The sequence below is a fragment of the Streptomyces reniochalinae genome (assembly GCF_003323735.1).
Taxonomy (GTDB): Bacteria; Actinomycetota; Actinomycetes; order Streptomycetales; family Streptomycetaceae; genus Streptomyces; species Streptomyces reniochalinae.
This window is the reverse complement of sequence record NZ_QOIM01000040.1, coordinates 347,370-366,621: the sequence shown is the minus strand read 5'-3', so window position 1 is coordinate 366,621 and position 19,252 is coordinate 347,370. Positions and strand designations below refer to the sequence as shown.

Genomic DNA, 19,252 nt, shown 5'->3' with positions numbered 1-19,252 from the left:
CTCTCTGTTGTTCGAACAGGCAGTCGCGCCGTCGTGACCCTATCTGCCGGGCGGCTTCCCCGACCATGGGGCCGTCGTCGGCCCGACGGCGGTCACGCCCTGCGGTGCAGCCTGCGCCATACCGCTCGGGCCGCGTGGTGCCCCGCCATCCCGTGCACGCCAGGCCCCGGCGGGGTGGCGGAGGAGCACAGGTAGACGGCGGGGTGCGCGGTCTCGTAGGGGACGCGCGTGAGCTTGGGCCGGATCAGCAGGCGCAGCCCGGCCGCCGAGCCGCAGGCGATGTCGCCGCCGACGTAGTTGGCGTTGCGTGCGGCTAGCTCGGGCGGCCCCGCGGTGGCGCGGGCGAGCACCCGGTCGCGGAAGCCCGGCGCGAAGCGCTCGATCTGACGCTCGACGGCCTCGGTGGCGTCGCCGCTCCAGCCGTTGGGCAGGTGCCCGTACGCCCAGAAGACGTGCTTGCCCTCGGGGGCGCGGGTCGGATCGGTGAGGCTGGGCTGCGAGGTGATCAGGAAAGGCCGCTCGGGGGCGCGCCCGCGGACCACGGCGTCCTTCATCGCGGTGTCGATGTCGCCGATCGTCGGGCCGACGTGCACCGTGCCGGCGCGGGCCGCCTCGGGAGAGGTCCACGGGACGGGCCCGTCCAGCGCGTAGTCGATCTTGAAGAGGCTGGCGCCGTAGCGGACGTTGTCGTACGCGCTGCCCAGCCCCGCGATGCGGGCGAGCGCGGTCGGTGAGGTGTCGAAGACGTAGGCGCGCGCGGGCGGCAGCTCGTCGAGGCGTCTGACCTCCACGCCGGTGTGGACGACGCCACCCAGCGCGCGCAGGTAGCCGGCCAGCGCGTCGGAGATGGCCTGCGAGCCGCCCCGCGGAACCGGCCAGCCGACGGCGTGCGCGGCGAGCGCGAAGACGAGCGCCGGCGCCATCATGAAGGGGTTGTTCATGGGTGCGATGACGTGTCCCGCCATGCCGGCGAACAGCGCGGGGCCCTTGGCGTCCCGGAACCTGAGCTTCGACCAGGTGACCGGCTGGAGCCCGGTCAGCCCGAAGCGGACGAGCTGGACGGGGTCGAGGGGGAAGCGGCCGTTGAGCACGGAACCGTAGCCGAAGAAGTCCTCGGCGAGCGTCTCCCAGTGGCCGATGTAGGGGCCCACCAGCCGGCGGTAGGCGCCCGCGTCGCGCGGGCCGAGCGAGGCCGCCGTCTCCCCCACGGAGCGCGAGAGCACGGCGGCGCTGCCGTCGGGGAACGGGTGGGCCATGGGCAGTTCCGGGTGCAGCCACTCCAGCCCGTACCGCCCCAGCGGCATGGAACGGAAGGCGGGCGATCCGGCGCCGGTGGGGTGGACGGCGGAGCAGGGGTCGTGGCGGAAGCCCGGGAGCGTCAGCTCCTCGGTACGGGCCCCACCGCCCACCGCGTCCCGCGCCTCGAACAGTTCGACGTCGAACCCGCGGCGGGCCAACTCCACGGCCGCGGTCAGCCCGTTGGGGCCTGCTCCGACGACGACCGCGTCCCGGATCGCTGGCACGTGTGGCTCCCCTCGCCGTCAGTCGTGCTGCTCGCGCAGGAGGCCCACCATACGCCGCGTCGTGTCCGCGTCACGCGCCGCCGTGAAGGGAAGCGCGTTGCCCCCCGCGAGGCGGAAGGGGGCGTACGCGACGGTGCTGTGCGCGCCTCCCGCCTCGGTGACCGTCAGCAGTCCCGCGGCGTGGTCCCAGGCCGCCTCCCAGGTGTAGGCCACCGCGTCCAGCCGGCCCTCGGCGACGGCGAGGTACTCCAGGCCCGCCGAACCGGTGTCGCGTACCTCCACGCCCTCGGTGCGCAGCGCGCGCAGCGCACGCTTCTGGGCGGCGTCCGTGTAGTCCGGGTGCGACACGGCGACGCGCAACGGTGACCCGCGTTCGGGCGAACCCGCGTACAAAGGTTCGCCGTTGACAAGGGCCCCTCCCCCGCGCCTGGCGAGGGCGGTGCGGCCGAGGACGGGGGCGTGTATCCAGGCGCCCAGGGTCTCACCGTGGTGGGCGAGGGCGACCATGGTGCAGAAGCCCTCCTCCCCGGCGACGAACTGACGGGTGCCGTCGATCGGGTCGATGATCCACACGGGCTCTTCCCCGGCGAGCGCGGCGTAGGAGGCGGGGCGCGCGTGCACGCCCTCCTCGCCGACGACGGCCGACCCCGGCAGCAGTGCGCGCAGCGCGTCCGACAGCCGCTGCTCGGCGCGCTGGTCGGCGACGGTGACCAGGTCGTGGCTGCCCGACTTGGTGGTGATCTCGTCCTCGGCCAGCTTGCGCCAGCGCGGCACGACCTCCGCGTCCACGGCCTCGCGGACGGCCTCCTCCACCGCTGACATCAGCTCGTCGTCGATCACCGCCCCATGGAAGCACGGAGCGGGGACGGGCGGCGAGACCGCGAACTACGCTGGCGCCATGGCCGAACGTGACAGCGCGCCCGCGGGGGACGACGGGCCCGGGAGCGGCACAGCGCCGCTGGTGGCGATCCTGACCGGAGCCGGCGTCTCCACGGACTCGGGCATCCCCGACTACCGGGGTCCGCAGGGGGTGTGGCGCCGGGATCCGGAAGCCGAGAAGCTGGTCACCTACGAGTGCTACATGGCGGACCCGGACATCCGCCGGCGCTCGTGGGCCATGCGCGGCGAGAGCCCGGTGTGGCAGGCGCGGCCGAACGCGGCACACGAGGCGATCGCACGCCTGGAGGGCTCGGGCACGCCTGTCCGCGTGATCACCCAGAACGTCGACGGGCTCCACCAGGCGGCGGGCGTACCCGGACGCAAGGTACTGGAACTGCACGGGAACGCCCGTTCGGTGGTGTGCACGGCCTGCGGTGCGCGCTCGACGATGGAGAGCGCGCTGGCCAGGGTCGGGGCCGGGGAGGCCGACCCGGCCTGCCTGGAGTGCGGCGGCGTCCTGAAGTCCGCGACGGTGATGTTCGGGCAGGCCCTCGACGCCGACGTGCTGGGCTCGGCCGTGGCGGTGGCCCGCGCCTGCGACGTCTTCCTCGCCGTGGGCACCAGCCTCCAGGTCCAGCCCGCGGCGTCCCTGGCGGGTCTGGCCGCCGAGAGCGGCGCCCGGCTCGTCGTCGTCAACGCCGAACCCACCCCGTACGACGCGCTGGCCGACGAGGTGGTGCGCGAACCCATCAGCGAGGCCCTGCCCGCGCTGCTCGCCGCTCTCCACAGCTGAGCGGCGTCCGCCCGGGCGTTGGATCGCCCCCACGGGGAGCCCCCTGGGCCCCCACAGGCGAGGGACCGCAGAGGTCGGAGTGGTCCTCAGGAGGCCGCCCGCAGCAGGCGTGAGGTCGTCACCGCGCCCGGGCTGCTCGCGACCAGGGCGTCCGTCAGGGCGCGGCCCGCGGCCTCCAGGGCCGGGTCGTCCAGAGGGCCGAGGGCGTCGAGGAGGAAGACGGCGCGGGTGGTCCGCGCCGTCAGACGGGTGCGCACGCACTGGCGCCAGTTCCAGCGCCGGCAGGTGACGCCTCTCTCGTCGCGCCAGACCACCTCGCCGGTCCTGGGGTTCTCCGTCACCGGCTCACCGCCCGACATCAGTTCGAAGGACTCGGTGCCGTCGGCCCGGGTGAGGCGGAGCGGACCGGCGTAGTGGTCGAGGTCCTCGCCACCGAGCGGGACGACGTGCGCGACGGAGACCGCGTTGTAGAGGTCGGTCAGCCGGTCGACGCGGGGCAGCCCGTCGGGGGCGCGCCGCAGGAGGGCGTCGACGCTGGGGCGGGTCCGCTTGGGTTTGGCTCCGAAGGCGCGGAACGCCTCGCGCCACGCGGCGACGTGCGGGTGCTGCTCGGGGTCGCACGCCGTGGCCTCGGCCTCGGCGAGGAGCTCTTCGCTGAAGGCGTCACTCGGACCCGGCCGCAGGCCCTCGGCGACGATCAGCAGCGCGCGGTAGTCCGGGCGCAGGGCGCCGACGGAGGGGTCGATGGCAGCGGCGTGCAGCCACTCGTCGGTGGTGTTCATGGGGGGCGTCTCGCTCCTCCTCGCGATACGGGGGCATGACCGCATGGTCCATTTCACCGTACCAGCAAGTGCAGCACAGCGGACTGCTCCGTGGTGGGAACGTGCCGTCCGTAGAGCGCCGGTCTCCGGCTGGGCGCGGGTCGAACATCGAGGCATGGACACGGAGACGGCACACGAGCCGACACCACACGAGCCGACGACGAAGAGGCTGGAGACGACGGTGACCGCTCACCCCACCAGCGGACCGCTGGCCGGCAAGGCCGCCCTCGTCACCGGCGGCAGCAGAGGCATCGGGGCGGCGGTGGCGATGCGGCTGGCGGCGGACGGCGCGGACGTGGCGCTGACGTACCAGTCGAACGGGGAGCTGGCCCGGCGCGTGGCCGAGCGCGTCAAGCAGAGCGGTGCCAGGGCCTGGACCGTACGGGCCGATCTCGCGGACGCGGCGGCGGTGCGGGCGGCGGTGGACGGGGCCGTCGGCACGTTCGGGCGGCTGGACATCCTGGTCAACAACGCCGGCACCGGCGCCGCCGGCGCGCTGGAGACGGTGGAGGAGGCCGAGCTGGACCGGGTACTGGCGGCGAACGTGCGCGGTGCCTACCTGGTGGCGCAGGCGGCCGCCTCGCACATGGCGGACGGCGGCCGGATCGTCAACGTCGGCAGCTGCGTGGCCGACCACGTGCCCTTCCCCGGCATGACCCTCTACGCCATGAGCAAGGCGGCCGTCTCCGGGCTGACCAAGGGCCTGGCCCGCGAGCTGGCGGCGCGCGGCATCACCGTCAACCAGGTGGCGCCAGGACCGGTCGACACGGACATGAACCCGGCCGACGGTGACGGCGGCGCGGCCCAGGCGGCCCTCACCCTGCTGGGGCGGTACGGCACACCAGAGGAGATCGCCGACTCGGTGGCCCATCTGGTGGGCGACGCCGGCCGCTGGATCACGGGGGCCTCCCTCGCGGTGGACGGCGGCTTCGCCGCCTGAGCCCGCGGCGTTCGGGGTGCCGGATCCCGACTTCTCCGAGTGGGTGCCCCTGGCCGCCTGTCCAGGGGCACCGGCGCGCTCGCGAGCGCGCCGGTGCCTCCGCGCGGTTCAGAGGGAGGCGGCGTCCTCGTCCGGCAGGCTCCGCACCAGGGCGGCGCGGAGCGTCTCCTCGGTGAGCACGAAGTGGCGGCGGGCCACACGCGCCGCGGTGTCGGCGTCACCGGCCACGACGGCCCCGCTCAGCTCGCGGTGGTCGGCCAGGGCCTGCTCGACCCGGTCACCCCGGAACGGCTCGATGGGGAATCCCGCGCCGATGTCGGCCAGCAGCTGCCGGGCGTAGCGCACCAGAGGCTCGTTCCTCGCCGCGCGTCCGATCGCCGCGTGCAGCGCGCCGTCGGCCCTCCGCGCCCCGGCGGGCTCGCCCGCGCCCACGGCGTCGACGTACGCGGCGAGCGCGCGTTCGATGGCGCGGGAGTCCTCTTCGGTGCACCGCTCGGCGGCGGTGCGGGCGACGAGGGACTCCACCAGGGCGCGGGTGTCGAAGAGTTCCCTGATCCGCTCCCAGCGCGGCAGCAGGGTGCGGCGCACGGCGGGCCCCGACTCCTCGCGCCAGCCGGCCCGTACGTAGTGGCCGCCCGCCCTGCCGCGCACGACCTCCAGGCAGCCGGACTCGTGCAGCCGCCCGATCGCCGAGCGCACGGTGGGCCGGCCCACCTCCAAGACGGCGGCCAGGTCGCGTTCGGGGGGCAGCCGCTCGCCGACGCTGAACTCGCCCAGCGCGATCGCCGTCAGCAGCCGGTCAGCGACCTCGTCGACGGCGGAGGCCACTTTGACCGGGCCCAGCGCGCTCGCGCGCCGCCCCGGCGCGCCGGCGTCCGTACCGCCGCCGGCCGGCTCTTCCTGGTGCAGCACCCGCGCTCCTGACTCCACTTCGTGACCGCCCCGCCGTCCCGCGGTCCGTGGCGCGCGGGCGCGCGGCGGCCGGCACCCGCCGCGCGGAGGGGCGGCATCCACCGTATGCCGCAGCACCCGAAAGGAAAAGGTCTTGATTGCTTACCTTTTCGGGGCGAGGATGCGTGGCGCACGGTCCGACACCCCCAAGGAGGCCCCCATGCCCTCGGCCCCGCCCCCGCACGACGGCGCAGCGCCACAGGACCGGTACGCGGGCAGGCGGCGGTGAGCACGCCAGGCGGCGCACAGGACCGTCCGACAGTGGCACCGGCCCGGCTCGCGGCGGCCGCCGCCGCACACCACGAGGGGCTGGAGGTCTCGGTGTGCTGCGGACGGGCGGGGGCGCCCCCCGCCGTCACGCACCGGGCCGACCGCCCCCACTACGCGGCGAGCATGATCAAGCTCGCCGTCCTGCTGGCCGCGCACCGCGCCGGCGCGCTGGATCGCGCCGTGCCCGTGCGGGAGGAGTTCGCCTCGGCCGCCGGCGGCACCTACCGCGCGGACCGCGCCTACGACAACGACGACGAGCCCTGGCGCCACCTCGGCGGCGAGATGACGGTGCGCAGGCTGTGCCACCGGATGATCTGCTCCAGCAGCAACCTGGCCACCAGCGTCGTCCTGGAACACCTCGGGATGGAGCAGGTCGCCGCGGCCTGTCCCGAGGGCCTGGTGGTGCAGCGCCCCATCGGTGACCGGGCCGCCGCGGAGGCCGGCCTGACCAACACCGTCACCGCGCGCGCCGCCGTCCAGGTCGTGCAGGCGCTGCTGGACACCGGCGACCCGCGGCTGCTGCGCCCCCTGCGGGAGCAGCGCTACACCCACGAGATCCCGGCCGCGCTGCCGCCGGGCACGCCCGTCGCCAACAAGAACGGCTGGGTCACGGGGGTGCTCCACGACGTCGCGCTCGTCGAACCGCCCGAAGCGCCGCCCTACCTGCTCGCGGTCTGCGTGGCCGGTGGCCCACAGGAGCGCGCCAGGTCCGCCATCCACCGCGTCGCCGAGGCCAGTTGGCTCGACCGGCGGCTGCTGGCCCCGGCCGCGTCCTGGGCCGGCGCGTCCGGGGCGGACACGACCGACGCCGGCACGACCGGGGCCGGCGCACCCGAGGGCGAGGAGTAGCGCATGCCTGTCACCGAAGTGCGGACGCACGGCGTGCGCGTCCCGCTCCACACCCCCTTCGTCACCGCCGTCCGCTCCACTCGTCAGGTGGAGGCGCTCCTGGTCGAAGTACGCGACGAGGACGGCAGGAGCGGCTGGGGCGAGGCCACCGAGAACTGGCGGGTCACAGGATCCAGCATCGCCGGCGCCGAGGCGGCGGTCGCCGGGCCCCTGGCCGCCGCCGTCGTCGGGAGCGACCCCGACGACCTGGAGCCCGCCACCCGGGCCGTCGCCACCGCCGTCGCCGGGAACCAGGCGGCGGTCTCGGCCGTCGACTGCGCCCTGCACGACCTCGCCGCCGCCCGCCTGGGGGTGCCCCTCGGCCACCTGCTGGGCACCACCAGGCGCTCGGTCCCCACCGACGTCACGCTGGCCGTCGACACCCCGGAGCGGATGCGGGACGCCGCCCTGCTCCGCCGCGCCGAGGGGTTCACCGTGCTGAAGGTCAAGCTCGGCCGGGGCGAGCAGGATCTGGCGCGGCTCACCGAGGTCGCCGAGGCGGCGGGCGCCTCGACCGTGCTGCGCGTCGACGCCAACCAGGGGTGGACGCCGAAACAGGCCATACGCCTCATCCGCGCCGTGGAGGACCGCGGACTGAACGTCGAGTTCGTGGAGCAGCCCGTCGCCGCCGGCGACATCGAGGGGCTCGCCGAGGTGACGCGCGCCGTCGGGCTGCCGGTCATGGCGGACGAGTCGGTCTGGTCCACACGCGACGCCCTCCACCTCGTCCGGACACGCGCCGTGGACATGATCAACGTCAAGCTCGCCAAGTGCGGTGGGCTCAGGGCCGCCCGGCACCTCGTGGCGCTGGCCGAGGCGTCGGGGGTGGGGGTGCTCTTCGGCTCGATGATGGAGACCCACGTCGGCGTCGCGGCGACCGCGGCGCTCGCCGCGACCGCCTCAGGGACCGGGCCCGTCGCGGACCTCGACGCGGCCTGGTGGCTCGCCCGCTCTCCTGTGATGGGCGGCGCCGGCTACGACGGCGCCGCGTTCGTCCTGTCCGACGCTCCCGGTCTCGGCATCACGGCACTCGCCGACCCGGCCCCCGCCCTCGCTCCCCGCTGACCGCCCGCACCTTCACCTCCGCTGACCCCGGCCGGGCCCCGGGCCCGGGCCTGGGCCCTGACCCGGACCCGGGCCCGGGGCCGGGGCCGGGAGAACCAACCGGAAGGAGCCCCGGCCGGGAAGGGACCCCGATCCGCTGGGGACCCCGACCGCCATGAACCCCAACCGGAAAGACCCAGACCGGAAAGGAACCCCGTGCGTCCCTCCCCCACTCCCCTGCGGCTCGCGCTCGCCTCGGCGGCCGCCCTCGCGTCCGTCGCCGCCGTCGCCGCACCCGCCGGCGCGGCCGGCGTGCCCGCCGCACACACCACCACGCCCACCACTCCCTCGACGCCCACAACGCCCACGACGCCCACGACCGCCTATGTCGACGTGGCCGTGGCCACCGTGTGGACGTCGCCGGACAGTCCCCGCCCCGTCGACAAGCCGGCCCTGACCGATCCGGTCCACCCCCGGCAGTGGCTCGCGGACATGACGCTGGACCAAAAGCGCGACCTGACCAGCAGCAACGTCACCCAGACGCAAACGCTCTACGGCCGCCGGGTGCGCATCCTCGACTCCGAGGGCGACTGGTACAAGGTCGCCGTGCCCGGGCAGGCCACCCCCAAGAACTCCCTCGGCTACCCGGGCTGGATACCGAAGAGCCAGCTCACGCGGGACCCCTCCTACGGCCGTGCGCTCGACGCGAGGCCCGTGGTGCAGGTCGACCGGGCCACGACCACCTGGCTGTACGGCGACGCGGGCAGGCACCGGAAGAAGCTCCAGGTCAGCGCCGGCACCCGGCTGCCGGAACTCGCCCGCACCCGAGGGGCCGTGCTGGTCGGCACGCCGGACGACAAGCCCGCCTGGATCAGCGCGCGGGACGTCCACGTCCGCTCCTCGGCCGACGCGATCCCCACGCCCACCGGCGCCGACGTCGTCACCTATGCCAAGAGCTTCCTCGACACCCCCTACGTGTGGGGCGGGCGCTCCGGTTTCGGCCTGGACTGCTCGGGGTTCACCTCCTCCGTGTACCAGACCCTCGGCCTCGACATCCCGCGCGACGCCCAGGCCCAGGCCCAGGAGGGCGGCGGCCGGCCCGTGGCCGTCTCCGACCTGCGCCCCGGCGACCTGCTCTTCTACGCGCACGACAGTGGGTCGATCTACCACGTCGCCATGTACGTCGGGGACGGCCGGATGATCGAGGCGTACGACGCGGCCACGCCTGTGCGGATCACCGAGGCCCGGCTGGACGGGGACTACTGGGGCGCGAGGCGCTTCCTGGCCGGGTGACCGCGAACCGGCCCCGCGCACCTCGGGTGCGGGGCCGGTTCCCCGGACCGAGCGGTGCCCGGCGGGAGGAGTTCCCCGCCGGGCACCGCGGTGTTTCCGGCGTCAGACGACCGAGAGGATCTGGACCGTGGTCAGTCCGAGGAACGTGCCGGCGAACGCGCCGATCAACGCGAACAGCACGCCCACCGGCACCAGCTGGCGGTTGTAGGCGCTGGCGACGACCGGCGCGGAGGCGACGCCGCCGATGTTCGCGGTGCTGGCCACGGCGAGGCTGAACAGTTCGGTGCGGGTGAGCTTGGCGTACACGACCATCACCCCGGCGTGCACCACCATGACCACGACCCCGACGAGCAGGTAGAGCGGGGCGTCGGTCAGCGACGAGAAGTCGGATTCCGAGGCGATGATGCCGATGATGAGGTAGAGCATGATCATGGCCAGCTCGGACGAGCCCGCCGTCCTGGCGAACGGGGTGACCGCGATGACCAGGCCGAGGACGCTGACGATGAGGATGGTCCAGGTCGTGCTGTTGATGACGTCGCCGACCTCGGGCAGCTGCTCACCGGCCCAGGTCGCCGCCGCGGAGGCGAAGAGGCTGAACCCGATGAGGGTCATCAGCGAGGTGAGGTCCATGCGGCCCTCCTCCTCGCCGGCGGTCTCCTGCTGCTCGAACGAGGCGGTTTTCGCCTTCGTCCAGCGGTTGAAGCGCTCGGAGAAACCGACCGAGCCGAACATCACCAGCAGCCACAGCGAGTAGATGACGGTGTCCACGATGAGGACGTAGCCGAAGACGTTCTCCGGCGCGTGGACGACGCCCTGGACCGCCACCATGTTGGCGGAGCCGCCGGTCCAGGAGGCGGCGAGCGCGCCGAGCGCCTTCGACGCGCCGTCGTCGAGCGCACCGTGCAGGAAGAGGAAGGCCACGACGAATCCGGCGACGATGCTCAGCGCCGTCACGGCGTAGGTCAGCAGGAGTTTCGGGCCGAGTTTGACGATCTGCCGGATGTTGCACTTGAAGAGCAGCAGCAGAATCATCGCGGGAAGCAGCGCGTCTTGCACCGAGCCGCCGGTCGACTCGACCGAGTCGGACTCTCCGAAGAGCCCCGCGGTGTTCAACGCGGCGGTGCCCAGGTACATCAGCACGAATCCCGGAACATAGCGGAAGAAGCGGGATCTGCCGCGCTGCGATACGAAGACGATGCACGCGGCCAGTCCCAGCAGCACGCCGAGGTACAGGAAGCCATCAGTGATCATGTGGGGGTCGCCACAGCCTTTCTGGTAAGCCGGTGCCGGCGCCTGGCGCGTACTCGACACGCAGCCGGGCACGGTCGGCACGGACATGCCTATGGGATGCAGGGCGACTGGGTCTGCGTCCGGTGGGGACCAGGCAATCGACTCGGTCCTGCCTGGTGGCTACGTGAGCCCGACCGCGGCGCGGTACTTGTTGGCGGCGTTGCGGAGCGCCGTGAGCAGCGCGCGCTGCGAAGAGCCGTGATAGCGGGTGGTGATCCGTTCCGCCAGGAGACCTTCCTCCGTGATGCACTCTCCGGCGATCAAGCTCTTGACGAAGCTGTTCGTCAGGGCCAACGTCGCCGAGCATTCCGCATCCAGGATTCGGTGCGTGCCCTTTTCGACGACCAGCGCGATGTAGAACATCCCGAACTGTGTGGTGATCGGGTTGTTCGCCGACGCTTTCGCCTCGCCGGTCACGAAGACCGACGAAACCGACGAAGGTGTACTGGTAAACGACATGGGCATGGCGGCAGGCTAAACGGGAGGTGTCGATGTTGGATAGTCGTCAAAGACGCTCGGGGACAGACGTTATCGAACTGTCATCCGTCACTCAAGAGCAGGTCGGAAGCCTCCCCGCCGGCCGCGGTTTCCGTTCCGCGCATCCCGGCGCCCGCAATCCGAAACAGGCTTCCCGCTTACCCGCAAGGAGTTACCACCGGCCCCGGGTTATTCGGTTTTCGACTTGCCTCGCCGCTCTTCTCCCGCCTCGCGAGGCGGGCCGGGACCGCCTTTCCCTTTGCCGACGAACGCCATGTGCCGACGCACACCGCACGCCATCGGACGCCGTGTGCCAACGGACGCCGCGTACCGGCGTACACCGCCCGCCGGCGCACGTACGCGGGTCGGCCCCGCCGAGTGGCCGCTGCGCCGCGCTCGTGGTGCCCTGGTCGGGCGGCCCGCGGCAGGCCGCCCGACCGACCGGTCGAGCGCCCCGGGCCTGAGGGCCGGGCCGGCAGCGCGCGAAGCTCCCCGGAGGGGAGCCGCGCCGGGTGCCGACCCGGGGAGAGGCAGGCGCAGGCCATGACCGCGACCAGCTCCAACCAGCCACCCGCGGCGCACAGCCCCGCGTACCGCGCCGTGCAGGTCGGCGCCCGCGTGCTGTCCGCCGGCGGCCTCGCCGTGAACGCCTACGTCCACGCCGCCCTCTCCGGCGACTACGACCGGGTGAGCGCGGGCATCAGCCAGGGCGACCTGTTCCGCGTCGAGGCGGGCCTCGCCGCGCTCGGGGCGCTGCTGGTCCTGGTGGGGTGGCGTGCCGTCTCCGACGCGTTCGCCTGGCTGCTCTCGGCGGCCGGGCTGGCGCTGCTGCTGGTGTACGCGTTCGTGGACGTCGGTGAGCTGGGGCCCTTCCCCGACATGTACGAGCCCGGGTGGTTCGACGACAAGCGGCTCGCCGTCGTCGCCCTGTCCTTCACGCTGGTGATGTCCACGTTCTTGCTGGTCAGCCACACACGCAGGTCCCGGAGGCTGAGCGAGGACGTATGGTTGGAGACCGGCCGGGGCAAATGGCGCAGATAGGTGGTTCGGGTGCACGGGGAGTACAAGGTTCCGGGCGGCAAGCTCGTGGTGGTGGATCTGGACGACGAGGGCGGGGTGCTGCGCGGCGTCCGCGTGGCGGGGGACTTCTTCCTCGAACCCGACGAAGCCCTCACCGCCATCGACCAGGCGCTCGAAGGCGCGCCCTCCGACACCGACGCGGCCGGACTCACCGCCCGCGTCGAGGCGGCGCTGCCCGAGGGAACCGTGATGTACGGCATCACGGCGGAAGGGGTCGCGGTCGCCGTGCGCCGCGCTCTGGCGGAGGCCACCGACTGGACCGACTACGACTGGCAGCTCATCCACGAGCCGCCGCAGTCGCCCGCCCTCCACATGGCTCTCGACCAGGTCCTCACCGAGGAGGTCGCCGCCGGGCGCCGGGCGCCGACCCTGCGGGTGTGGGAGTGGGACTCCCCTGCGGTCATCATCGGCAGCTTCCAGTCGCTCGGCAACGAGGTCGATCCGGAAGGTGCCGCCCGGCACGGGGTGACGGTGGTCAGGCGGATCTCCGGGGGCGGCGCCATGTTCGTGGAGAGGGCGAACACCATCACCTACTCGCTCTCGGTGCCCGCGTCACTCGTCTCGGGTCTCTCGTTCGCCGACTCCTACGCCTACCTGGACGACTGGGTGCTCACCGCGCTCGGCGACATGGGGATCAAAGCCTGGTACGTGCCGCTCAACGACATCGCCTCGAAGGACGGCAAGATCGCGGGTGCCGCCCAAAAGCGCCTCGCCCAGGGCGGGGGTGCGGTGCTGCACCACGTGACGATGTCCTACGACATCGACGTCGACAAGATGCTCGACGTGCTGCGGATCGGCAAGGAGAAGATGTCCGACAAGGGCACCAGGAGCGCCAGGAAGCGGGTCGATCCGCTGCGCCGCCAGACGGGCCTGCCGCGCCGCGAGGTCATCGAGCGGATGATCGCCTCCTTCCGCGGCCGCTACGGCCTGGCCGAGGGCCGCGTCACCCCCGAGGAGCTGGCACGCGCCGAGGAGCTGGCGCTCTCCAGGTACAGCAGCGAGGAGTGGACGGCCCGGGTGCCGTGACGGGGGCGCCGGGCCTCTCCCGCCGAAGAGCCCGGCAGCGGTTCTCCGGCGGAAGCCCCCGGCCGCGGGTCCCCGGAGGGGTCCTCGCCCGAGCCCCTCAGCTGAAGTCGGCCATGTGGTCGGCCACCCACTGGCGGTAGGTGAGCGCCGGGCGGCGTCACTCCGGTGGCCCGCCCGGCGTTGCCTGCCACGCACGGCGCGGCGAGGCTTGCGGCATGATCCCGGCGAACACGACTGGTGAAGGCGGCACGACGGTCGTCTACGGCGCCGACCCGCGGGCGGCAGAGCCCGGGCCGCCGGTGCTGGACCTCTACCTGGACCTGCGCTGCCCCTACTGCCGGGCCGTGGAGAACGCGCTGGGAGACACGATGCGGCAGCTCGCCGACGCGGGCGAGCTCGTGCTCCACCACCACTTCGGCACCTTCCTCGACGCCCAGCTGGGCGGTCACGGCTCGCACCGGGCGCTGGCCGCGCTGGGCGCGGCGGCCGACGTCGGCCAGCCGCAGTTCTTGACGTATCTGCACACGCTCTACCGCAACCAGCCGCACGAGGAGCACGACGGCTTCGCCGCCGAACGGATGCTGCTGGGCCTGGCCAACGACGTGCCGAGGCTGCGCAGCCGCACCTTCGACGACGCCGTCCTCGACCAGGCCTACGACTCGTGGGCGCGGCGCGTCGGCCGCGTCTTCGACGCGAGCGGGGTCGCGGCGACCCCCACGGTGCTCTTCCGCGAGCGCCCCGTCGCCGTCCTCGACGCCGCGGGCGACGCGGTGGAACCGGAGGAGTTCGTGGCGCGGATCCACGACGCGACGGAGTGAGGAACGGCAGGCGGACAGGGCCGAGGGGCACGGTGAGCAGCATGGCCGAGGAACAGCAGCGGATCGAGTTCTCCGACAACACCGCAGAGGGCCGCTACGAGGCCCGCATCGGCGGCACGCTGGCGGGGGCGGCGCAGTACCTGCGGGCCCCGGGTGTGGTCGCGGTGACCCACACCGAGGTCGAACCCTCCTTCGAGGGCCGGGGGGTGGGCGGTGCCCTCTCGCACCACATCCTGCAAGCCGCGCAGGAGGCGGGCGAGAAGGTGGCACCCGTCTGCCCGTACTTCGCGCGCTACATCCGCGAGCACCCCGACTACCAGCCGCTGGTCTACGACAAACGCGAGCACGGCTGAGCGGCCGGGGCGCCCCGCGGCCGCTCCCACCACAGCGGCGGCAGCGGCCCGACGCCCCGCGCGGGCGCGTCCCGCACCGCTACGGACGATCGGCCAGCGCGGGGATCACCCCCGTGCCGTAGGCGTCGATCGAGCGTTCCTTGGCGTCGTGCATGGCATAGAGCGCGAACTGGTCGACACCCAGCTGCGCCAGCTCCCGCAGCCGTGCCACATGGGACTGCTCGGAGCCCAGCAGGCAGAAGCGGTCGACGATGTCGTCGGGCACGAAGGCGGTGTCCGGGTTGCCGGCCCGGCCGTGATGCGCGTAGTCGTAGCCCTCGCGCTGCTTGATGTAGGCGGTGAGCGCCGCGGGCACCGCGTCCGAGTGCTCGCCGTAGCGTGCCACCAGGTCCGCGACGTGGTTGCCTACCATGCCGCCGAACCAGCGGCACTGCTCGCGGGCGTGCGCGAGCGCCTCGGGGGTGTCCTCGCACACGTAGGCGGGCGCCGCCACGCAGACCGTGACCGCCGCCGGGTCCCGCCCGGCCAGGGCCGCCGCCTCGCGCACGGCCCCGACCATCCAGGCGGTCAGCACCGGGTCGGCCAGCTGGAGGATGAAGCCGTCCGCCTCCCGTCCGGCCAGCGCCAGCGCCTTGGGCCCGTAGGCCGCCATCCACACCGGCAGCCGCCCCTCGCGCGCCCACGGCAGCCGCATCGGGGTGCCGTCCACGACGGCTTCCCTGCCCTCGGCCAGGTCGCGGATGGCGGTCATGGCCTCCCCGAGCCTGGCCAGGGTGCCCGGCGCACGGCCCGCGACCCGCATCGCCGAGTCGCCGCGCCCGATGCCGCAGACGGTGCGGTTGCCGTACATCTCGTTGAGGGTGGCGAAGGTGGAGGCGGTGACCTCCCAGGAACGGGTCTGCGGATTGGTGACCATGGGCCCGACGGTCAACTGCGTGGTGTGCGCGAGGATGCGGCTGTGGATGACGTACGGCTCCTGCCACAGCACCGGGGAGTCGAACGTCCAGCCGTAGGTGAAGCCGTTGCGCTCGGCGCGGCGCATCAGGGAGACGGTGGCGGAGCCGGGGGGATCGGTCTGGAGCACGAGTCCGAAGTCCATGGGCACAACCCCTCAGTTCAGGAACTGGCAGATCCCGCGCGGCACGTACTGGCCGCTTCCGGCGCGGCCCGTGTACGTACGGCGGTCGATGACCGTCTCGCCGCGGGAGAGCACCGTGACCACCCGGCCCGTGAGGGTTCTGCCCTCGTAGGCGGAGTAGTCGACGTTCATGTGGTGGGTTTGAGCCGAAAGGGTCTGCTCGGCGTGCGGATCGTAGAGGACGACGTCGGCGTCGGCGCCCGGCGCGAGGGTGCCCTTCTTCGGGTGGAGGCCGAACATCCTGGCCGGTGTCGCACAGGCGATGTCGATCCAGCGGCGCCTGGTGATGTGCCCGTCCACGACGGCCTGGTGGAGCAGGTCCATGCGGTGTTCGACGCCCGGCATCCCGTTGGGGATCTTGGAGAAGTCGCCCTTGCCCAGGTCCTTCTGTCCTGTGAAGCAGAAGGGGCAGTGGTCGGTGGAGACCACCTGGAGGTCGTCGGTGCGCAGCGCCCGCCACAGCGCCGCCTGGTGCTCGGCGGGGCGCAGCGGCGTGCTGCACACGTACTTGGCGCCGCCGAAGTCGGGCTCGGCGAGGTCGTCGGTGCTCAGGTAGAGGTACTGCGGGCAGGTCTCGCCGAAGACCGGCAGGTCCATCCCGCGGGCGGTGGCCAGCTCCGCCACGGCTTCCTGCGCGGAGACGTGGACGACGTAGAGCGGGGAGCCGGCCACGCGTGCCAGCTGGATGGCCCGGTGGGTGGCCTCCGCCTCCAGCAGCACCTTGCGGACCTCGCCGTGGTGACGCGGGTCGGTGCGGCCCGCCGCGAGCGCCTGTTCGACCAGGACGTCGATGGCGATGCCGTTCTCGGCGTGCATCATCGCCAGGCCGCCGTTGGCGGCGGTGCGCTGCATGGCGCGGAGGATCTGGCCGTCGTCGCTGTAGAAGACGCCCGGGTAGGCCATGAACATCTTGAACGAGGTCACGCCCTCCTCCACCAGGGCGTCCATCTCCCGCAGCGTGCCCTCGTTCACGTCGGAGAGGATCATGTGGAAGGCGTAGTCGACGCATGCCTGCCCGTCGGCCTTGGCGTGCCAGGTGTCCAGGCCCTCGCGCAGGGCGTGGCCCTTGGTCTGGACGGCGAAGTCGACGATGGTGGTCGTACCGCCCCAGGCGGCGGCGCGGGTGCCGGAGGCGAAGTCGTCGCTGGAGAAGGTGCCGCCGAAGGGGAAGTCCATGTGCGTGTGGGCGTCCACGCCGCCCGGGATGACGTACAGGCCGCTCGCGTCCAGGACGCGGTCGGCGGTCAGGCTCCGCGCCACGGCGGCGTTCCGGTCGACGACGGCGACGACGCGGCCGCCCTCGATCAGCACGTCGGCCTGCATCTCCTCGGCGGCGGTGACGACCAGGCCGCCCGTGATCAGGGTGGTGCTCATACCGCGGTTCCTCCTCGGGCGAGTTCGGCCTCGGCGGTGCGCAGGGCGGTCTCCAGCACCGCGGCACCCGCCTCGGCCTCGGAGACGGTCAGCGAGAGCGGCGGCGCGATACGCAGCACGCTCGGGGTGGAGTGGCCGCCGCCCTTGCCGATGAGGACGCCGCCCTCGCGTGCGGCCTCCAGTACCAGCGAGGCGGCGCGTGGCGACGGCTCGCCGGTACGCGGGTCGACGAGTTCGACGCCCACCATCAGTCCGCGCCCGCGCACCTCGCGGACGACTCCGAGCCTGGAGGCGGCCGAACGCAGCCGCTCCAGCAGCAGTCCGCCCACCCGGCGGGCGTTGCCCTGGAGGTCGTGTTCCAGCAGGTGGGCGAGGTTGGCCCGGGCGGCGGCCATGGTGATCGGGCTGCCGCCGAAGGTGGAGATGGAGTTCGCGTCGAGGCAGTTCATGATCTCGGCGCGGGCGACGACACCGCCGATGGACATGCCGTTGCCGATGCCCTTGGCGAAGGTGAGCATGTCGGGCGGTCCCGCCGCGTCGTGGGCCTGCCAGCCCCAGAAGTGGTCGCCGGTGCGGCCCCAGCCGGTCTGCACCTCGTCGCTGATCCACAGGATGCCGTGCCGCTTCAGCTCCTCGCGGAAGGCGGCGTAGAGCCCGTCGGGCGGCGAGGTGAACCCGCCCACGCCCTGCACGGGTTCGGCGATCAGCGCGGCGACACCCGAGCCGGCCTGGCCCAGCATGTCGCGCAGGTCGGCGACGCAGCCCTCGGTGAACGCGGCGTCGTCCAGGTGAGCGTAGGGGCCGCGGGTGCGGACGCCGCCGTGCACGTAGAGCGTCTGGAGGGGGGAGAGCGAGGTCGGCGACCAGGAGCGGTTGCCGGTGATGCCGACGGTGGTGAAGGAGCGGCCGTGGTAGCTGTTGCGCATGGCCAGGATCTGGTTGGAGCCGCGGCAGGCGGTGGCCAGCAGCAGCGCCGCGTCGTTGGCCTCGGTGCCCGAGGCGGTGAAGAAGACCCGCGCGTCGGGGATGCCGGACAGCGCCGCGATCCGCTCCGCCAGCTCCACCATGGGCCGGTTGAGGTAGAGGGTGGAGGAGTGCACAATCCGCGCGGCCTGTTCGCTGACGGCCTTGGTGACCTCGGGCAGCGCGTGGGCCGTCATGGTCGTCAGGATGCCGCCGAAGAAGTCCAGGTAGCGGCGCCCCTCCGCGTCCCAGACGTGACGGCCCTCGCCGTGGGTGATCTCCAGGGGCTGCTCGTAGTAGAGAGCCATCCAGTCGGGGAGCACGGCCCGGTGGCGGGCGTGCAGCGCGCGGTGGACGTCGGTGGAGGGGATCGGGGATACGGCGGTTGCGGCGGAGCCCGCAGCGGCTGTTGGCTCCGGGCTCACGGCCGCACCAGCCCCTCGTAGGCGTCCGGGCGCCTGTCCCGGTAGAAGGCCCACTGCTGCCGCACCTCGTCGATCATCCCCAGGTCGAGGTCGCGGACCAGCAGTTCCTCCTTCTCGTCCGAGGCGGTGTCACCGACGAACCGGCCGCGCGGGTCGACGAAGTAGCTGGTGCCGTAGAAGTCGTTGTCGCCGTAACTCTCGGTTCCCACGCGGTTGATGGCCGCGACGAAGTACTCGTTGGCCACGGCGGCAGCGGGCTGTTCGAGCTGCCACAGGTGGGCGGACAGGCCGCGCGAGGTGGCCGAGGGGTTGTAGACGATCTGGGCGCCGGCCAGGCCCAGCGCGCGCCACCCCTCGGGGAAGTGCCGGTCGTAGCAGATGTAGACGCCGACCTTGCCGACGGCGGTCTCGAACACCGGCCAGCCCAGGTTGCCGGGGCGGAAGTAGTACTTCTCCCAGAAGCCCGGCAGCTGCGGGATGTGGTGCTTGCGGTAGGTGCCCAGGACGGTGCCGTCGGCGTCGATGACGGCGGCGGTGTTGTAGTAGAAGCCGGAGCCGTCCACCTCGAAGACCGGGGAGACGACCACCATGCCCGTCTCCCGGGCCAGTTCGGACATCCGCCGGGTGGTGGGCCCGTCCGGCACCGGCTCGGCCCACCGGTAGTGCTCGGGGTCCTGCACCTGGCAGAAGTAGGGGGCGTTGAAGACTTCCTGGAAGCCGATGATCCGCGCTCCCTGGCGGGCGGCCTCGTGGGCGTGCTTCTCATGTTTGGCGAGCATCGACTCGGTGTCGCCTGTCCAGGTCGCCTGCACCAGTGCGGCACGTACGACATCGGGCATGAGCAGCTCCTTCGTGAGGGCGGCAGCCTGTTCGACACGCGTAGACATACGTGAGGTTGCGACCGTA

Annotated in this window: 19 protein-coding genes; 9 read left to right on the top strand and 10 right to left on the bottom strand. The window is 72.9% G+C overall.

Annotated features, from left to right (window positions below; all coding sequences use genetic code 11):
- Positions 1 to 92: 92 nt before the first annotated feature.
- Entirely contained in the window at positions 93 to 1,523 is a 1,431-nt protein-coding gene (locus DQ392_RS23475; protein WP_114017665.1) for a phytoene desaturase family protein, read from the bottom strand.
- Positions 1,524 to 1,541: 18 nt separating this feature from the next.
- Positions 1,542 to 2,363 (bottom strand): inositol monophosphatase family protein, encoded by an 822-nt coding sequence (locus DQ392_RS23470; protein WP_425470587.1) that lies wholly within the window; start codon positions 2,361 to 2,363, stop codon positions 1,542 to 1,544.
- Between the two features lie 58 nt (positions 2,364 to 2,421).
- Between DQ392_RS23470 and DQ392_RS23465 the strand changes: the two genes are divergently transcribed.
- Entirely contained in the window at positions 2,422 to 3,195 is a 774-nt protein-coding gene (locus DQ392_RS23465) for an SIR2 family NAD-dependent protein deacylase (RefSeq protein WP_114017756.1), read from the top strand.
- Between the two features lie 86 nt (positions 3,196 to 3,281).
- Here the strand turns inward: DQ392_RS23465 and DQ392_RS23460 are convergent, their stop codons facing one another.
- Positions 3,282 to 3,977 carry a B3/B4 domain-containing protein gene (locus DQ392_RS23460; RefSeq protein ID WP_114017663.1) on the bottom strand — a complete coding sequence of 232 codons (696 nt, stop codon included), beginning with the start codon at positions 3,975 to 3,977 and terminating at the stop codon, positions 3,282 to 3,284.
- A 154-nt stretch (positions 3,978 to 4,131) separates the two neighbouring features.
- On the opposite strand from DQ392_RS23460, the gene DQ392_RS23455 reads away from it, so the two are divergent.
- Positions 4,132 to 4,956: an SDR family NAD(P)-dependent oxidoreductase gene (locus DQ392_RS23455; RefSeq protein ID WP_114017662.1), complete on the top strand. Its 825-nt coding sequence runs from the start codon at positions 4,132 to 4,134 to the stop codon at positions 4,954 to 4,956.
- A gap of 108 nt (positions 4,957 to 5,064) precedes the next feature.
- On the opposite strand, the gene DQ392_RS23450 is transcribed toward DQ392_RS23455, so the two are convergent.
- Positions 5,065 to 5,868, bottom strand: a complete 804-nt coding sequence (locus tag DQ392_RS23450) for a FadR/GntR family transcriptional regulator (protein ID WP_245981808.1) — start codon at positions 5,866 to 5,868, stop codon at positions 5,065 to 5,067.
- A gap of 300 nt (positions 5,869 to 6,168) precedes the next feature.
- Between DQ392_RS23450 and DQ392_RS23445 the strand changes: the two genes are divergently transcribed.
- The 3 genes from DQ392_RS23445 (at position 6,169) to DQ392_RS23435 (ending at position 9,402) form a co-directional block, all read left to right on the top strand.
- On the top strand, positions 6,169 to 7,026 hold the full coding sequence (locus DQ392_RS23445; RefSeq protein WP_181856552.1) for a serine hydrolase: 858 nt from the start codon (positions 6,169 to 6,171) through the stop codon (positions 7,024 to 7,026).
- A 3-nt stretch (positions 7,027 to 7,029) separates the two neighbouring features.
- Positions 7,030 to 8,130: a mandelate racemase/muconate lactonizing enzyme family protein gene (locus DQ392_RS23440; RefSeq protein ID WP_114017660.1), complete on the top strand. Its 1,101-nt coding sequence runs from the start codon at positions 7,030 to 7,032 to the stop codon at positions 8,128 to 8,130.
- A gap of 195 nt (positions 8,131 to 8,325) precedes the next feature.
- Positions 8,326 to 9,402, top strand: a complete 1,077-nt coding sequence (locus DQ392_RS23435) for a C40 family peptidase (RefSeq protein WP_114017659.1) — start codon at positions 8,326 to 8,328, stop codon at positions 9,400 to 9,402.
- A 102-nt stretch (positions 9,403 to 9,504) separates the two neighbouring features.
- On the opposite strand, the gene DQ392_RS23430 is transcribed toward DQ392_RS23435, so the two are convergent.
- Complete coding sequence (locus tag DQ392_RS23430; protein WP_114017658.1) at positions 9,505 to 10,653, bottom strand: DUF819 family protein; 1,149 nt, start codon at positions 10,651 to 10,653, stop codon at positions 9,505 to 9,507.
- Positions 10,654 to 10,812: 159 nt separating this feature from the next.
- The gene (locus tag DQ392_RS23425; RefSeq protein WP_220182655.1) at positions 10,813 to 11,157 is read right to left on the bottom strand and encodes a DUF3870 domain-containing protein; all 345 of its coding nucleotides are present in this window, start codon (positions 11,155 to 11,157) and stop codon (positions 10,813 to 10,815) included.
- 555 nt (positions 11,158 to 11,712) lie between these two features.
- Between DQ392_RS23425 and DQ392_RS23420 the strand changes: the two genes are divergently transcribed.
- From DQ392_RS23420 to DQ392_RS23405, 4 genes are all read left to right on the top strand, one after another.
- A complete protein-coding gene (locus DQ392_RS23420) occupies positions 11,713 to 12,210 on the top strand; it encodes a hypothetical protein (RefSeq protein WP_114017656.1) in 498 nt (165 codons plus the stop codon).
- Positions 12,211 to 12,219: 9 nt separating this feature from the next.
- Complete coding sequence (gene lplAB, locus DQ392_RS23415) at positions 12,220 to 13,275, top strand: lipoate-protein ligase LplAB (protein ID WP_114017655.1); 1,056 nt, start codon at positions 12,220 to 12,222, stop codon at positions 13,273 to 13,275.
- Positions 13,276 to 13,490: 215 nt separating this feature from the next.
- Positions 13,491 to 14,093: a thioredoxin domain-containing protein gene (locus tag DQ392_RS23410; RefSeq protein ID WP_114017654.1), complete on the top strand. Its 603-nt coding sequence runs from the start codon at positions 13,491 to 13,493 to the stop codon at positions 14,091 to 14,093.
- Positions 14,094 to 14,134: 41 nt separating this feature from the next.
- Positions 14,135 to 14,446, top strand: a complete 312-nt coding sequence (locus tag DQ392_RS23405; protein ID WP_114017653.1) for a GNAT family N-acetyltransferase — start codon at positions 14,135 to 14,137, stop codon at positions 14,444 to 14,446.
- A 79-nt stretch (positions 14,447 to 14,525) separates the two neighbouring features.
- Here DQ392_RS23405 and DQ392_RS23400 read toward each other — a convergent pair whose 3' ends face one another.
- From DQ392_RS23400 to DQ392_RS23385, 4 genes are all read right to left on the bottom strand, one after another.
- A complete protein-coding gene (locus DQ392_RS23400) occupies positions 14,526 to 15,545 on the bottom strand; it encodes a TIGR03842 family LLM class F420-dependent oxidoreductase (protein ID WP_114017652.1) in 1,020 nt (339 codons plus the stop codon).
- Positions 15,546 to 15,557: 12 nt separating this feature from the next.
- Positions 15,558 to 16,958, bottom strand: coding sequence for a dihydropyrimidinase (gene hydA, locus DQ392_RS23395; RefSeq protein WP_114017651.1), 1,401 nt, complete (start codon positions 16,956 to 16,958; stop codon positions 15,558 to 15,560).
- Positions 16,955 to 18,229 (bottom strand): aspartate aminotransferase family protein, encoded by a 1,275-nt coding sequence (locus DQ392_RS23390; protein ID WP_114017754.1) that lies wholly within the window; start codon positions 18,227 to 18,229, stop codon positions 16,955 to 16,957. Before DQ392_RS23390 ends, hydA begins: the two co-directional genes overlap by 4 nt.
- Positions 18,230 to 18,342: 113 nt before the next feature.
- A complete protein-coding gene (locus DQ392_RS23385; protein WP_114017650.1) occupies positions 18,343 to 19,185 on the bottom strand; it encodes a nitrilase-related carbon-nitrogen hydrolase in 843 nt (280 codons plus the stop codon).
- Positions 19,186 to 19,252: the final 67 nt, after the last annotated feature.

Excerpts from the sequence above, each read along its gene's own strand:
- DQ392_RS23420 (WP_114017656.1), top strand. The coding sequence starts at position 11,713 with ATGACCGCGACCAGCTCCAACCAGCCACCCGCGGCGCACAGCCCCGCG.
- hydA (WP_114017651.1), bottom strand. The coding sequence starts at position 16,958 with ATGAGCACCACCCTGATCACGGGCGGCCTGGTCGTCACCGCCGCCGAG.
- DQ392_RS23430 (WP_114017658.1), bottom strand. The coding sequence starts at position 10,653 with ATGATCACTGATGGCTTCCTGTACCTCGGCGTGCTGCTGGGACTGGCC.
- DQ392_RS23400 (WP_114017652.1), bottom strand. The coding sequence starts at position 15,545 with ATGGACTTCGGACTCGTGCTCCAGACCGATCCCCCCGGCTCCGCCACC.
- DQ392_RS23460 (WP_114017663.1), bottom strand. The coding sequence starts at position 3,977 with ATGAACACCACCGACGAGTGGCTGCACGCCGCTGCCATCGACCCCTCC.
- DQ392_RS23410 (WP_114017654.1), top strand. The coding sequence starts at position 13,491 with ATGATCCCGGCGAACACGACTGGTGAAGGCGGCACGACGGTCGTCTAC.
- DQ392_RS23405 (WP_114017653.1), top strand. The coding sequence starts at position 14,135 with ATGGCCGAGGAACAGCAGCGGATCGAGTTCTCCGACAACACCGCAGAG.
- DQ392_RS23385 (WP_114017650.1), bottom strand. The coding sequence starts at position 19,185 with ATGCCCGATGTCGTACGTGCCGCACTGGTGCAGGCGACCTGGACAGGC.
- DQ392_RS23465 (WP_114017756.1), top strand. The coding sequence starts at position 2,422 with ATGGCCGAACGTGACAGCGCGCCCGCGGGGGACGACGGGCCCGGGAGC.
- DQ392_RS23440 (WP_114017660.1), top strand. The coding sequence starts at position 7,030 with ATGCCTGTCACCGAAGTGCGGACGCACGGCGTGCGCGTCCCGCTCCAC.
- DQ392_RS23390 (WP_114017754.1), bottom strand. The coding sequence starts at position 18,229 with ATGGCTCTCTACTACGAGCAGCCCCTGGAGATCACCCACGGCGAGGGC.
- DQ392_RS23455 (WP_114017662.1), top strand. The coding sequence starts at position 4,132 with ATGGACACGGAGACGGCACACGAGCCGACACCACACGAGCCGACGACG.
- DQ392_RS23425 (WP_220182655.1), bottom strand. The coding sequence starts at position 11,157 with ATGCCCATGTCGTTTACCAGTACACCTTCGTCGGTTTCGTCGGTCTTC.